Source organism: Jeotgalibacillus terrae (assembly GCF_016908195.1).
GTDB classification, from domain to species: Bacteria; Bacillota; Bacilli; order Bacillales; family Jeotgalibacillaceae; genus Jeotgalibacillus; species Jeotgalibacillus terrae.
Genome location: NZ_JAFBDK010000013.1, coordinates 1 through 13,313, shown reverse-complemented (window position 1 = coordinate 13,313; position 13,313 = coordinate 1). Strand labels below are relative to the sequence as shown.

Annotated in this window: 12 protein-coding genes; 7 read left to right on the top strand and 5 right to left on the bottom strand. The window is 42.2% G+C overall.

The window, feature by feature from the left end:
• The first annotated feature begins 23 nt into the window (after positions 1 to 23).
• From JOD21_RS12995 to JOD21_RS12985, 3 genes are read left to right on the top strand one after another with little or no spacing between them, the layout of a single operon-like run.
• Positions 24 to 161 carry a hypothetical protein gene (locus JOD21_RS12995; protein WP_204730028.1) on the top strand — a complete coding sequence of 46 codons (138 nt, stop codon included), beginning with the start codon at positions 24 to 26 and terminating at the stop codon, positions 159 to 161.
• On the top strand, positions 155 to 1,549 hold the full coding sequence (locus JOD21_RS12990; protein ID WP_204730027.1) for a hemolysin family protein: 1,395 nt from the start codon (positions 155 to 157) through the stop codon (positions 1,547 to 1,549). The genes JOD21_RS12995 and JOD21_RS12990 overlap by 7 nt, the downstream gene beginning before the upstream one ends.
• Positions 1,542 to 2,558 carry a CNNM domain-containing protein gene (locus tag JOD21_RS12985; protein ID WP_204730026.1) on the top strand — a complete coding sequence of 339 codons (1,017 nt, stop codon included), beginning with the start codon at positions 1,542 to 1,544 and terminating at the stop codon, positions 2,556 to 2,558. The genes JOD21_RS12990 and JOD21_RS12985 overlap by 8 nt, the downstream gene beginning before the upstream one ends.
• Before the next feature lie 188 nt (positions 2,559 to 2,746).
• Here JOD21_RS12985 and JOD21_RS12980 read toward each other — a convergent pair whose 3' ends face one another.
• The 3 genes from JOD21_RS12980 to JOD21_RS12970 are packed head-to-tail and all read right to left on the bottom strand — an operon-like array spanning position 2,747 to position 4,839.
• Positions 2,747 to 3,562: an undecaprenyl-diphosphate phosphatase gene (locus JOD21_RS12980; RefSeq protein ID WP_204730025.1), complete on the bottom strand. Its 816-nt coding sequence runs from the start codon at positions 3,560 to 3,562 to the stop codon at positions 2,747 to 2,749.
• A 55-nt stretch (positions 3,563 to 3,617) separates the two neighbouring features.
• Positions 3,618 to 4,109, bottom strand: coding sequence for a DUF2975 domain-containing protein (locus JOD21_RS12975; RefSeq protein WP_204730024.1), 492 nt, complete (start codon positions 4,107 to 4,109; stop codon positions 3,618 to 3,620).
• A gap of 19 nt (positions 4,110 to 4,128) precedes the next feature.
• A complete protein-coding gene (locus JOD21_RS12970) occupies positions 4,129 to 4,839 on the bottom strand; it encodes a DUF817 domain-containing protein (protein ID WP_204730023.1) in 711 nt (236 codons plus the stop codon).
• Positions 4,840 to 5,429: 590 nt separating this feature from the next.
• On the opposite strand from JOD21_RS12970, the gene JOD21_RS12965 reads away from it, so the two are divergent.
• The 3 genes from JOD21_RS12965 to JOD21_RS12955 all read left to right on the top strand — a co-directional run bounded on the left by JOD21_RS12965 (position 5,430) and on the right by JOD21_RS12955 (position 9,827).
• Positions 5,430 to 6,725, top strand: a complete 1,296-nt coding sequence (locus tag JOD21_RS12965) for a diguanylate cyclase domain-containing protein (protein ID WP_204730022.1) — start codon at positions 5,430 to 5,432, stop codon at positions 6,723 to 6,725.
• 57 nt (positions 6,726 to 6,782) lie between these two features.
• Complete coding sequence (locus JOD21_RS12960) at positions 6,783 to 9,215, top strand: sensor domain-containing protein (protein WP_204730021.1); 2,433 nt, start codon at positions 6,783 to 6,785, stop codon at positions 9,213 to 9,215.
• Between the two features lie 249 nt (positions 9,216 to 9,464).
• Positions 9,465 to 9,827, top strand: coding sequence for a PilZ domain-containing protein (locus JOD21_RS12955; RefSeq protein ID WP_204730020.1), 363 nt, complete (start codon positions 9,465 to 9,467; stop codon positions 9,825 to 9,827).
• 25 nt (positions 9,828 to 9,852) lie between these two features.
• Here JOD21_RS12955 and JOD21_RS12950 read toward each other — a convergent pair whose 3' ends face one another.
• Positions 9,853 to 10,746, bottom strand: coding sequence for a DMT family transporter (locus tag JOD21_RS12950; RefSeq protein WP_204730019.1), 894 nt, complete (start codon positions 10,744 to 10,746; stop codon positions 9,853 to 9,855).
• 9 nt (positions 10,747 to 10,755) lie between these two features.
• A complete protein-coding gene (locus tag JOD21_RS12945) occupies positions 10,756 to 11,157 on the bottom strand; it encodes a secondary thiamine-phosphate synthase enzyme YjbQ (protein WP_204730018.1) in 402 nt (133 codons plus the stop codon).
• A 231-nt stretch (positions 11,158 to 11,388) separates the two neighbouring features.
• Between JOD21_RS12945 and ilvD the strand changes: the two genes are divergently transcribed.
• Positions 11,389 to 13,086 carry a dihydroxy-acid dehydratase gene (gene ilvD, locus JOD21_RS12940; RefSeq protein ID WP_204730017.1) on the top strand — a complete coding sequence of 566 codons (1,698 nt, stop codon included), beginning with the start codon at positions 11,389 to 11,391 and terminating at the stop codon, positions 13,084 to 13,086.
• Positions 13,087 to 13,313 lie beyond the last annotated feature (227 nt).

Sequence of the window (13,313 nt, the reverse complement as noted above, 5' to 3'; positions counted from 1 at the left end):
GAACACAATGGAGGAAGAAAAAGATGAATATATATATTCTATCTTCAATTAAGAACGAAACTGATGATGCTGATTCGAATAGTGACAGGCTATTTGCTCAGTATCCGGATGATGGTTTGCAATCAATCGATCTGAGTAAGGCGGTGAATCGTATATGCTAACCGCAACTCTGACTCTACTGCTCGGTATCATTGTCATTCTGGCTATTATTGCAGCAAACGGTTATTTTGTAACCCAGGAGTTTGCATATATGTCCGTGGACCGTTCCCGTTTGCGCGCAATGGCAGAACAGGGCGATGCAGCAGCTGAGCGTGCATTGAGTGTAACGGAGCGAACCTCATTTATGCTTTCAGGTGCACAGCTTGGTATAACCGTGACAGGACTTCTGATTGGTTATGTAGCTGAACCGCTTGTTGGTGAAAGCTTGAGCGTTTTGCTTGATGGGGCAGGGGTTCCTGCAGCAGTCAGTATCTCTGTAGGGACAGTGCTTGCTTTAGCTGTTTCTACGATTGTACAGATGATTTTTGGCGAGCTGTATCCTAAAAACCTTGCAATTGCAAAAGCTGAACCTTTGGCAAGAAACCTTGCCCGTTCTACCAATATTTATCTGATGATTTTTGGATGGCTGATTAAATTCTTCGATCAATCGGCTAATAAATTTTTAAAACTTCTCAGAATCGAGCCAGTGCATGATCTTGACAGCAGTGCCAATGCCCGTGACCTGGAATATATCGTAGCTGATTCCCGTGACAGCGGTGATTTGCCGAAAGATCTGTCTATCTTACTTGACCGGATTCTGGACTTTCCACAACGTAATGTTGAACATGCTATGACACCGCGGGCACGTGCAAATATAGTTGAACCGGATATCACGATTGGAGAGGTACGGTCATTAATGGCGAAGGAACATACGCGATATCCGGTTGTTAATTCAGATGATGAGCCTATTGGTGTTGTGCACCTGGTTGATATTCTGTCATCATCAGTTAATGAAAATGATCCGGTTACAACCATTATGAGACCTCCATTAGTTGTTCCAACGCTGATGTCTTTGACAGAAGCACAGTTGCAAATGAGTGAGTCAAAAGACGATCTTGCCTGTGTCATCGATGAATACGGCGGCTTTACAGGTATTCTGACAATTGAGGATCTCGCTGAAGAAGTTGTGGGTGAGATCTCAGATGAACATGATAGCGAAGAGGGTGAAGTAGTAGAACCTGAAGGAGAAGATTCCTGGCAGATGAGTGGGGATGTTCATCTTGATGAGGCTGAACGGGAAATCGGTTATCAGCTGCCCCGTGGTGATTTCGAGACAATTGCCGGTCTACTCATTGCCAATAGCGGAAAACTCCCTGATGTCAATGAAGAGGTAACAGTTGAACTTCCGGAGGACCCGGCTGACCTTGTGGAGGATGAGCCTGTTAAACGGTACCTGATCGCACAGATCATTGAAGTGGACAAATGGGTGCCAACGATGGTCTCTCTGACAATCGAACAGCGGGAGAATGACGATGAATCTGAACAGATAAGGAGGGATCGTGATGAGTAATCCCTTCGTTGTGATAGTCGTAACAATTGCCATTATTGCACTGAGTGCATTTTTCGTTATGATTGAATTTTCGCTACTTGGAGCGAGACGCCATCGACTTGAAGAATCAGCGCGTTCAAGCCGGGGGGCAAGGGCTGCTTTAAAATCGGTGAATGAACTTACAGTTATGCTCGCAGGTGCACAGCTGGGTATTACAGTCTGTACGTTTGCACTCGGGGCGATCACTAAACCCGCTGTAGATGACTGGTTTTCACCATTATTTACTGCGACTGGATTACCTTACTGGCTGGCTGATGGAACTGCCTTCTTCTTATCACTGATGATCGTCACATTCCTGCATCTGGTCATTGGTGAAATGGCTCCAAAATCATGGGCCATTGCACACCCTGAAGCTTCTGCAATTATGATTGGTATACCAGCTCGTATCTTTATCGGGATTTTCCGACCTCTGCTGATGTGGGTGAATAACATAGCAAATCGACTTGTAAAGGCTTCCGGCGTTGAGCCGGTTGATACTGCAGCAGTGGGTGGACAGGATGCGGATACGATCAGACAACTGGTGGAATATTCAGCGAATGTTGGCGCCCTTGACGCTTCGATCCGCAGGCCGATTTCAGGTGCACTGGATCTGGAAACGTTAAAAGTTGGAGAAGTGCTGTCGAATGAAGCACCTCTGACAACGGTTGACTTCAATTCAACAGCGTACGATGTTCAACAGGCGACACAGCGGACAGGACACAAACGGATTCTGGTCATGGCTGAGGATGGAAAACCCCCAAGAATCCTGCATGTTCGTGATACACTGCTTGAGCCGGAAGACCGCTCTGCATGGGAGCTGGCACGTCCATCATTTGTATTGCAGCCGGACACACTTTTGCATGAAGCGCTCACCAATATGCGACAATCGAGTGAGCAGTTAGCAGTCGTCATGCATGGTTCTGAATTTCTCGGCATCATAACGATGAATGATATTTTTCATCATGTGCTGCCGCGCATGACTGAACAATAAGATAAAAGAATATAAACGATGGGGGCTGTATCAAAAAGTTAAAACAAATAACTTTTTGAACAGCTCCTTTTTTGTGGCATTGTTGTAGTTGACCGGTATGATATCTATTTAAATAGATTGAACTTCCCCAGGTACCACCTGATGTTTATTTGGCTATTTTATTCATTTCAACTTGTTGATGAAGATACTCAAAAAAATACGGAAAGTAATATTCCGACTATAAAACAATAATATGAAAAGTAGTAAAGATTTCCATTTTTCATTACGCCAATAAACCATTTCATCGCAATATAAGTCATAATAAGTGTTGAAACAAATGCCAGCAGATAAGGAATGATCAGATCTGATTTATCCGGCTCATTAATAAATTCAGATATTCCAAGTACAACACCACCCAGACTGACAGGTATATAGAGCAAGAATGAAAATTTTAGTGCTGTCTCCTGTTTCATACCTGCAGCGATCGAAGTGATGATAGTAGCACCTGAACGGCTTATTCCCGGAATTAAAGCAAGTGACTGGCCAAAACCTACGATCAATGAATCCTGAATAGAGATGTCACCTTCACCTTTTGTTCCACTCATACTTTTAATTAACCATAATGCAATTCCAGTTATAAATAACATAATCGCAACAGTCGTCATACTCGATTTATCAGCAATCATATCATTTAGCAGCAATCCGAGTATCCCTGCCGGAAGTGTTGCAATGACTAAAAAACTGACGAACTTAAAGTCATTTTTATAACCGGATTCTTTGGTTTTTACATAAGTGATCGAATTTGAGGTCAGTCTGATCATATCTCTTCTATATATAGTGAGAACAGCCAGAAGGGAAGCCGTATTGGTCAAAATGACAAACGCGAACCCCTGATCGCCCAGTCCTAATAATTCACTGGCAATCATGACATGGCCGCTTGAAGATACAGGTATTGGTTCAGTAAAGCCCTGTATTAAGCCAATCATGATTATTTTAATCATGTATATAAAATCTATTTCGTTCATCATTTCCTCCATCATATGGTTATCTCGTTTCATCAGTTAAATCAAAAATTTCATTTCAAATTGTTAATTCATTTTCACGTTTGAATTGGATAGCTTCCCACAGGAGCTTTTCAAGAATAGCTGCAAAAACACCGATCACCAGTGAGGCTCCAGCTATAACCATTCCAATTAGTATAAATCCCGGCGTATCATCCGACCGTGCCACTACAATAATGAATGGCAGTGCGATTGAAAAAAGAAAACTAATGATCACTGCATAGTTCTTAATCAGCCTCAACGAATTGACTGATTGAGATGAAAAAGCCTGATTTTTATCGATATTTAAAAGTAATTTAAATGTTTGATACAAGGCAAGAAAATAAGGAACAGCTGTTGCGTACATAATCAGAATAAATCCGATTAATACAAGCGCTAACGCCTCTCCGTTATATGCTTCATCAATCACATCAAAAAACAAGACCGGGAATGCGTATATGCACAATATTAAAATAGGTAATGCAAGTACAAGAAGCGTTAATTTAAGTAAAAGAGTTGATCCTTTTTTCATCGTACACCTCTTTTGAACATTATTTGATTTTAGATTTAACAACCTTCAGATTCGCCACTATTAAAAAACTCACAATCATCAGCAGCAGCCAGGAGCTTATCTTTCCTAAGTGCACTAATTCCCATGATCCATGTTGATTGGGGTACTGCCAGGCACCCAGAAAAGTAGCGATGTTTTCTCCTATCCATATTAAGAATCCAATCAAAAGAAAGAACATGAGAATCGGAATTTTAAAGTGTCGGCGATTCACACTAAAGGTCAGCTGCGCCTGATAAAAAGTCAGTGCTACAAGCACAAATAAAATCCAGCGTAAATCTAAGATGTAATGGTGAGTAAAAAAATTCAGATAGATTGCAGCCGCCAGTGGAATCGTGAGAAAAAGTGAAGGCCACTTCATGAGTTCAACATCAAACCTCCGCCAGAACTGACAAAGGTAACTTGCTACACTTGCATACATAAAACCGCTGAATAATGGCACGCCATACACCTTAAAAAACGCTTCCTCCGGATAAGTCCATGACCCCATATTTACTTTAAAAATCTCCATCACCAGACCAATTAAGTGAAAAACGGTGATCACTTTTAACTCATCCATACTCTCAATTCCAAGGCGGACCATCAGTACCTGCATAAGCATACAAAAGAAAAGCAGCCAGTCATACCGGTCAAAAACAGGTAAGACAATGAACTGTGTCAGCCCTAAGCAAATAAAGATATAGATCGGAAACATGGCAGATTTGAATTGATTTACTGTAAAGGTCCGTATATCAACTGAAACAGTTTTGTTTTTACTTTCTGTATACGTGTTAATGGGTTTCCCTCCTTAAAATTTTTAGTAACTAGATAATATCATCATATTTATTGCAAAACAATAAATAATTATTAATTTTAAATAAAAATATATTAAATAACAGTTTACTTAAGGATTCTTACTGAATGTGATTTTCATATATGTACGGACTTATATATAGATGGGAGTACCAGCTATCAACACTATGGATTTGCCGGTGAAGCACCAGACTACGGTGCGATTTCAGAAAACGATGTTGACTTCAACACGACTGTGTATAAAAAAGTGTAATAAATTCCTTCTAATTGTATCTGGTTGAGTCAGTGCAAACGCATAACCAGATAATAAAAAATGTTGCACGGAATAAAGAATTTTCAGTTATAATACTTTATAACTAGTAATGACTGAATTTATTTATAAAAATGCAAATTATATTAGTCTTTCTACTCACGAAATAAGTGATTTTTATCCTGCGTTACTGAAGTAAGGGTTTGAATTTTATCCACGAATGATGCAAGGGAGAGGACGTTATGTTTGAATATTCTCACCGTAATGCTGAAAGTTTGTTCGATTTTGTAAGGTTATTTGATTACGTTGAAGATCTTGTTTTTTTAATGGGAGTGTATGGAGATCAGGTAATCTATGAATATATTAATCAGTCAGCGAAAAATTTGACAGCGCTTTCTGATGACGTAATAGGCAGGTCTGTCAGTGAAGTGGTTAAAGATAAAGCAGAGGCGGCAGCTTTAAACGGTCAATACTTAGATGTCGCGCTTACGAAAAAAAGTATACATTTCACCCATACAATTAATAACGGTACTGATCTGTATACAGGCGATACAACGTTATACCCGCTGTTGGACACAGATGGCGAATGCCGCTTTATCCTTGGTATTGTAAAAGATGTGACTGAAAAATATATGCTTGAACAGAAGCTGCGGGAAACCGAAGAGGTGTTTCGCATTATCACTGAAAATACAATGGATGTGATACGCATTATTGATACAAATGGAATCATTCAGTACTCATCACCCTCCAGTGAAACGATTTCCGGATACGATGCAGAATACTATAAGGGAAAGCATTTTACTGAAGTCATACATGATGGTGATTGTGAAAGGGTCAAAGAACAATTTGAGCTGCTCATTACTGAGAAAAAAGCTGCAGTTGTTGAGATCAGACATTTACACAGGGACGGTCATTGTATATGGAAGGAAGTAGTCGCAACTCCTATACTTGAAAACGGTCAGGTGAAAAGTGTGGTCACATCTTCGAGGGATATTACTGAAAGAATCGAATATAAAGAGAAACTTTCGAAAATGGCGTTTTATGATTATTTATCCGGGCTTCCAAACAGAAGGTTATTAGATGACCGGCTGGAAATGGCGATTCACCTTGCAGAGAGAACAGAAAAGAAGGTCGGCTTGTTATTTCTCGATGGGCGTGATTTTAAATCGATCAATGATCAATTTGGTCATGAGATGGGTGATGAAGTAATCAAAACTGTTGCAGGGATTCTCGAAGGGTGTGTAAGGAAGGTTGATACGGTGGGCAGACTTGGTGGCGATGAATTTGTCGTGATCTTACCTGATATTACACATGAGGAGAACGTTTTTGAAATATCTACACGAATTGCAAGCGCGTTTAATGATCCAATTACTGTGAAAGGAAATGAGTTGTCATTTACGCTTGATATCGGAGTAGCGATCTATCCGACTCATGCAGATCAGAAAAAGCTGTTAATTAACTGTGCAGACCAGGCATTGTATGAAGCAAAAAAATATAAAGATGCTGTATTTAAAGTCTATGATTTAGAACTGAGTTAGCACTTTGGATAAAGTGCATCATGGACTGAACCATCATTACGTTGGGCGGTGAGAACATTGAATCATAAACATGCATTTTCAGACTTCGGGTTAAATGATTTTAAGTTATTGTTATCTCAGATTCCCGAACCGCTGTGTATCATTTCCGGCGATCATCAGATGCAGCCAGATGAAGTAATCTGTATCAACAACCAATTTGAAGCATTATTTAGTGTTTCATCTGAAGACGTGTCAGGAACTAAATGGAGAACTTTATTTGAGGATTCACTTCATTTACCGGTTAATGAGGAACTTTTTACTGACGAATACTCATCGAATCAAAGAAATACTAATGTGACTGGAGAAACAAGCGGTCAAACGTACCAAATAAAAGTGAACAGATTTCATTCGGGTGCAGGAAAGTTATATTTTCTATTAATGATCAGTGATGAAACAGAGCACCTTTATATAAAGAAAAATCTGAGGGAAACATCATCAGAGTTTGAATCCCTTTTTAAATACAATCCGCATATTGTATATACAATCGACGAGCAGGGCTTATTTAAGAATTTTAACAGTGCCGGTCTGGAAAAACTCCGTTACAGTCTGTCCGAGATTACCGGGCTGAATTTCCTTCGTATTGTGGCTGAAGGTGACAGGGAAAGAACGAAAGGGCATTTCTTAAAGGTATTACATGGAGAGGTGCAGCACTTTCAGATTCAGATTAATGATAAATTTGGACAGCCTTTAACGGTTGAAGTGACAGCTGTACCTATTATTGTAGACGGTCAAGTGAAAGGTGTGACCGGGACTGCGCAGGATATTTCAGAACGTCTTGAAATGGAGTCTGCACTGAAAAGAAGTGAAGAGAGTCACCGGGCCTTCTTTGATCACAATATCGATCCGGTTATTACCTTTGACCTTGAAGGGAACTTTTTGACGTTTAATCAAGCGACCAGTACGATTCTTAATGTGACACAGGATGAAATTGCCGGCGAGTCTTTCCTTCCTTTTATTGAAGAAGATTTAAGAGAAAAGACATGGGAAAACTTTCAGCAGGTATTAAATGGAGAGCCTTATCAATATGAAACTGCAACACGTAATGAGGAAGGAGAAATCATCTGGCTTCATATTACGTTAATCCCTGCATTTGTAGATCATGAAGTACATCATATTCATTGTATAGGAAAGGATATTACACTGGAGAAGAATCATCATGAGCTGATGCACCAGATGGCGTATCACGACAACCTGACAGGCCTTGGGAACCAACAGTTATTCAATAAAGATATTCAGGAAAAGATTAACCACAGAAGTGGCGAGTCTTTTTCATTATGTATTATTGGCTTAGACAGGTTCAAATTTGTCAACGACCACTTTGGCCATGAAGCGGGAGACCATATTCTTTCGATTGTGTCCAGACGGATTAAAGAGGCAGTGGGTGATCAGGGGAAACTATACCGTTATGGTGGAGATGAGTTTGCAATTATATCTCCTTTTTGCACAGAGTTTGAAGTAAACCACTTTATCAATCATATCTTACTTCAATTAGGAAAGCCTTTTGACGGGGAAGGTTATGATACAGTGGTGACTGCGAGTGCAGGCATCAGCTTTTATCCGCTGCATGGAAGCAATAAGCAGGAAATCGTAAGAGCAGCGGACCGTGCGATGTATTACGCAAAAAAGCAGGGACGCAACACAATCAGACTTTATTCATCTACGATTGAAGCACTCACACAAAATCATTTGAAAATGGAAGTGCTGATGCGAAAAGCGTTACATGAAAATGAATTTACTCTGCATTATCAGCCCCAATTCAGAGCTGACACTGAAGAGGTTTGCGGCATAGAAGCATTGATCCGGTGGAACAGTAAGGAGCTGGGCATGATTGCTCCGGACAGACTTATCCCAATCGCTGAAGAGACTGGCTTAATTGTGCCGATTGGAAGATGGGTGTTAGAAGAAGCGTGCAAGCAGCTTAAAGTGTGGGAGCGGAATGGTTTTCCGGTTGTACCGATATCGGTCAACCTGTCATTAAGACAGTTTTTTCAATCAGATTTATGCGAGATGATCGAAAAAGTTATTGAGGACACAGGGATTCAGCCTAAATATCTTACACTGGAGATTACGGAGACCATTGCGATGCAGGAAGAAATGGCGATCGGCGTATTGGACCGATTGAAGCGGTTAGGTATCAAAATTGCGATGGATGATTTTGGAACAGGATACAGCTCGCTGAAATATCTGCAAAGCTTTTCAATAGATCACGTCAAGATTGATAAAGCCTTTACAAACCGTCTGAATTCAAAAGAAGGCCGCGCGATTATTTCCACAATTATTGCACTCGGACATAATCTTGATATGAAAGTAGTCGCTGAGGGAGTGGAAACACCTGATCAGGTAAGCGCGCTGCGTGAACTGGGATGTGATATCTTCCAGGGCTATTATTTCAGCAGACCAGTGCCGGCAAAAGAATTGGAATCTAAAGTGTTTTATCAATATAGGCAATAAGATTTATTTGTCAAAACAGGCTGCTGTGAGTGCTGCCTGTTTTTATTTGGGCTAAGTTCATGTCTGATGGTGTTCTAGCTCAGCGGATGGTTACAGCGGATAGCCGTTAGCCCTTGAGCGGAAATCAACAGCCAACTTTAACAAAGCTTTTATTCAAAAAAACACATTTATACATATATAAATTTTTAAACAATCCGATATATATAGTACGAAAGTTTTAAACATGACTCTCTGCATGAGGTGAGGACTTTGCGGTACAATCGGAAAGAAGGTTTCAGGTTTTCGTTCAAGAAGCCGATCGAAGCGGTATTTAAGATTTATGAGTTAAACGGGCGTGAGGTGGAATCCCATCCGGGGAAAGCACTGATGCACGACTTGAGCCCGAGCGGTACAAAAATCAGTTCAATGCTGAATCTGCCGGTAAGTGACACAGACCCGGTCAAAATTCATCTGCAGTTTATGCTGAATGAAGTGGTATATGAAATGAAAGCAGAATTGATCTGGAAGCGGGCCAGCGGTGAAGAGTTTCACTATGGCGTTCATTTTTACGCTTCTGAGGATGTAAAAGAAGATATTGTGAGACAATTGAAGCAGTATGTGAGACGAGTGTAAAAGCGGCTGATTTCAGCCGCTTTTCCTATGCCGTAGCACGCCTCTCATCTTTGACAGCCCGTGCTTTCCGGTTCGCATAATAGATCCCTGCAAAAATAATGACCATCCCTGCAATCAGCGAAGGCGTAATCGGTTCATCGAGCAGCACACTGCCCCACACCATGGCTGAAACCGGTGCAAGGTACGTAACTGTCGTCGCAAATTCAGGCGATTTCTGCCTGATCATATAATAAAACAGCAGATAAGCAATGCCCGAACCAAAGCAACCAAGACCGATAGCAGACAGCCAGAAGGACGTATTATATGTAAAGCTCATAACGCTGTATCCGTTCACAGTCATCATAACCAGTCCGACGGCAGCACCAGTCATCAGAGAAGTAGCTGACAGCAAAACGACCCCTGTTGCCGGTGTGAAGCGTCTGACATAATGGGACCCGAAGCCATAACACATCGCCCCAAGCATCATCGTGCCAACCCCGATAAACTCAGAACCGAAAATCCCGCCAATTTTAAATTCGATTAATACAAGTACACCAATAAATCCAATCAGAATACCGATCCACTGCTGCAGCTTTAACCGCTGCCTGAACAGAAAGAATCCGATCAGTCCGGCAAATACAGGGGTTGTTGCATTCAGTACAGAAGCTGTATTAGAAGCAATTCTCGTTTCACTAAGTGCGATGAGTGCCCATGGAAGAGCCGCATTCATCACACCGATGATAATCAGATGCATCCATGGAATCGGCCGCTCAATTTTCCGCCACTGTGCAATGAGAATCGGCAAAAGGATCAATGCGCCAGCTGAGCATCTGATAAAAACAGTGCCCCAGACGCCGGCTGAATCTGCAAGAATTTTGATAAAAACGAATGACAGACCCCAGATCAGGCTGAGGCCAATCAGTGCTGAATATGCTCTCATATTGTTCTCCTAACAGGAAATAAGCGTCACGGTATACTGGCGCGAGCGTGGTCCGTCGAATTCGCAGAAATATATACCCTGCCATGTACCAAGTACTAGATCACCGTTTTGAACGGGAATGGTCTGCGCGTGACCGACTGTACTGGTTTTCATATGTGAAGCAGTATTGCCTTCCATATGACGGTCTTTCGGGTGATCCCACGGATAGACTTCATCCAGCCTTCGTAGAAAATCTGTTTTTACATCCGGATCTGCATTTTCATTTACTGTAATTCCGGCAGTCGTATGCTTCGAAGATACGATGGCAATCCCATTCTTGAATGACTGACTGCTGATCCAGTGCTGAACTTCATTCGTCACTTCAATCATCTCATCACGACGGTTTGTCTTAACTGAAAATGTTTCAAACATCACGATCACTCCTTCTTTCACAGTGTAACGCACGAAAGATCAGTTTTCCAGATACTCACACATGATTTGACAAAATGCTGACTTTTTCAAAATGAAAGCGTTTTAATTGATAGAAATATTGATAAATTCAGAATACTTATTGCGGAACCTCACATCTGTATGTATGATGGTCTTTATATAAAAGTTTCGCTGCAACGGTGTAAAGCGGAAAAACATCAGGAGGGTTATGCGATGGATAAAACAAAAAAAGACCTTAGAATCAGAAGTAAAGTGATCAGTGAAGGAGTGAACAGAGTTCCGAACCGGTCAATGCTCCGCGCAGTCGGTTTTACAGATGAAGACTTTAAAAAACCGATGATTGGTGTAGCCAGTACATGGAGTGAAGTCACACCTTGTAACGTACATATTGATAAGCTGGCCCAGCGTGCGAAAAGCGGTGCGAAAGCAGGCGGCGGTGCACCGATGATCTTCAATACAATTACTGTATCTGACGGGATCGCAATGGGACACGAGGGCATGTTCTACTCACTGCCAAGCCGTGAAGTCATTGCAGACTCCATCGAAACGGTAACGAACGCAGAACGTCTGGACGGCGTTGTTGCAATCGGCGGCTGTGATAAAACAACGCCTGCATGTGTGATGGCGATCGCCAGAATGAATATTCCTTCTGTCTATATCTACGGTGGTACAATCCAGCCTGGTAAACTTGATGGTAAAGATATCGACATCGTCTCATCATTTGAAGCGGTCGGTCAGTATCAGGAAGGGCTGATTGATGATGAGCAGCTTTATAAAGTGGAATGCAGTGCCTGTCCGGGCGCAGGTGCATGCGGCGGAATGTACACAGCGAACACGATGGCTTCAGCAGTTGAAGCACTCGGTATGAGTATTCCAGGCTCTTCTTCAACACCTGCAATCAATGATTATAAAGAGCAGGAATGTGAACAGGCAGGGGAGCTCGTTGTTAAGCTGCTTGAACAGGATATCTACCCGCGTGACATTATGACAAAAGAAGCATTTGAAAATGCAATCACAGTGGTGATGGCACTTGGCGGCTCAACAAACGCATTCCTTCACCTCCTTGCCATGGCACATGCTGCAGAAGTTGATCTGACAATGGATGATTTCGAGCGTGTCCGTCAGAACGTCCCGCACATTGCAGACCTGAAGCCGAGTGGTAAATACGTGATGCAGGATCTCTATGAAGCAGGCGGCGTACCGGCAGTCATGAAGCTTCTTTTAGAAGAAGGACTGCTGCACGGCGACTGTATCACAGTCACTGGTAAAACAATTGCTGAAAACCTTGCAGAAGTACCTTCGTTAAAAGAAGGCCAGCAGGTCATCACACCAATCAATGAGCCGCTTAAGAAGACAGGTCCGCTGGTAGTCCTAAAAGGAAACCTGGCTCCTGAAGGCGCAGTTGCGAAAATGAGCGGACAGAAAATCAGCCGCTTTGAAGGGCCTGCAAAAGTGTATGACAGTGAAGCTGAATGTACAAAAGCGATCGAAGGCAACCAGATCAAAGAAGGCGATGTGGTGGTCATCCGTAACGTTGGACCAAAAGGCGGACCGGGCATGCCTGAAATGCTCTCAATTACCGCGATGATCGTCGGACGCGGACTAAACGGAAAAGTAGCCCTGCTTACTGACGGACGCTTCTCAGGCGGCTCACACGGCTTCGTCATCGGCCATATCGCACCTGAAGCAGCAGTCGGCGGACCGATCGGCCTTCTGCAAAACGGAGACATCGTAGCAATCGACAGTGATACACAGGAAATTAACCTGCAGATCTCAGAAGAAGAATTCGAAAAACGCGCCAGTGAATGGAAAAAGCCTGAACCTAAGTTCAAGCGCGGCATCCTTGCGAAGTACGCAAATTCAGTATCTTCTTCGTCTAAAGGTGCTGTAACAGATTTATTTGAAGAATAGAATGAAGCCGTCCGGGCATTGTTCCGGGCGGTTTTTTAAGGTGTAGGCATAGGTCTTTTGATACTATTCTACAAATGTCGGCGTTTTTTCTGAGAACCGTGATGGTTTTTCTAAGAACAGTAGCCTCTTTTCGTAAGCGTCAAACGAACCACACCTTCTGTTGTCTAGCCTTCCGTGACAAAATGAAGGAAATCAAATATGTAACCAACGTGTTCAATCAAGCTACG

Coding starts and splice junctions, on each gene's coding strand:
- JOD21_RS12980 (WP_204730025.1), bottom strand. CDS start 3,562: ATGAACGAAATAGATTTTATATACATGATTAAAATAATCATGATTGGC.
- JOD21_RS12965 (WP_204730022.1), top strand. CDS start 5,430: ATGTTTGAATATTCTCACCGTAATGCTGAAAGTTTGTTCGATTTTGTA.
- JOD21_RS12990 (WP_204730027.1), top strand. CDS start 155: ATGCTAACCGCAACTCTGACTCTACTGCTCGGTATCATTGTCATTCTG.
- JOD21_RS12970 (WP_204730023.1), bottom strand. CDS start 4,839: ATGTTTCCGATCTATATCTTTATTTGCTTAGGGCTGACACAGTTCATT.
- JOD21_RS12950 (WP_204730019.1), bottom strand. CDS start 10,746: ATGAGAGCATATTCAGCACTGATTGGCCTCAGCCTGATCTGGGGTCTG.
- JOD21_RS12985 (WP_204730026.1), top strand. CDS start 1,542: ATGAGTAATCCCTTCGTTGTGATAGTCGTAACAATTGCCATTATTGCA.
- JOD21_RS12975 (WP_204730024.1), bottom strand. CDS start 4,109: ATGAAAAAAGGATCAACTCTTTTACTTAAATTAACGCTTCTTGTACTT.
- JOD21_RS12995 (WP_204730028.1), top strand. CDS start 24: ATGAATATATATATTCTATCTTCAATTAAGAACGAAACTGATGATGCT.
- JOD21_RS12945 (WP_204730018.1), bottom strand. CDS start 11,157: ATGTTTGAAACATTTTCAGTTAAGACAAACCGTCGTGATGAGATGATT.
- ilvD (WP_204730017.1), top strand. CDS start 11,389: ATGGATAAAACAAAAAAAGACCTTAGAATCAGAAGTAAAGTGATCAGT.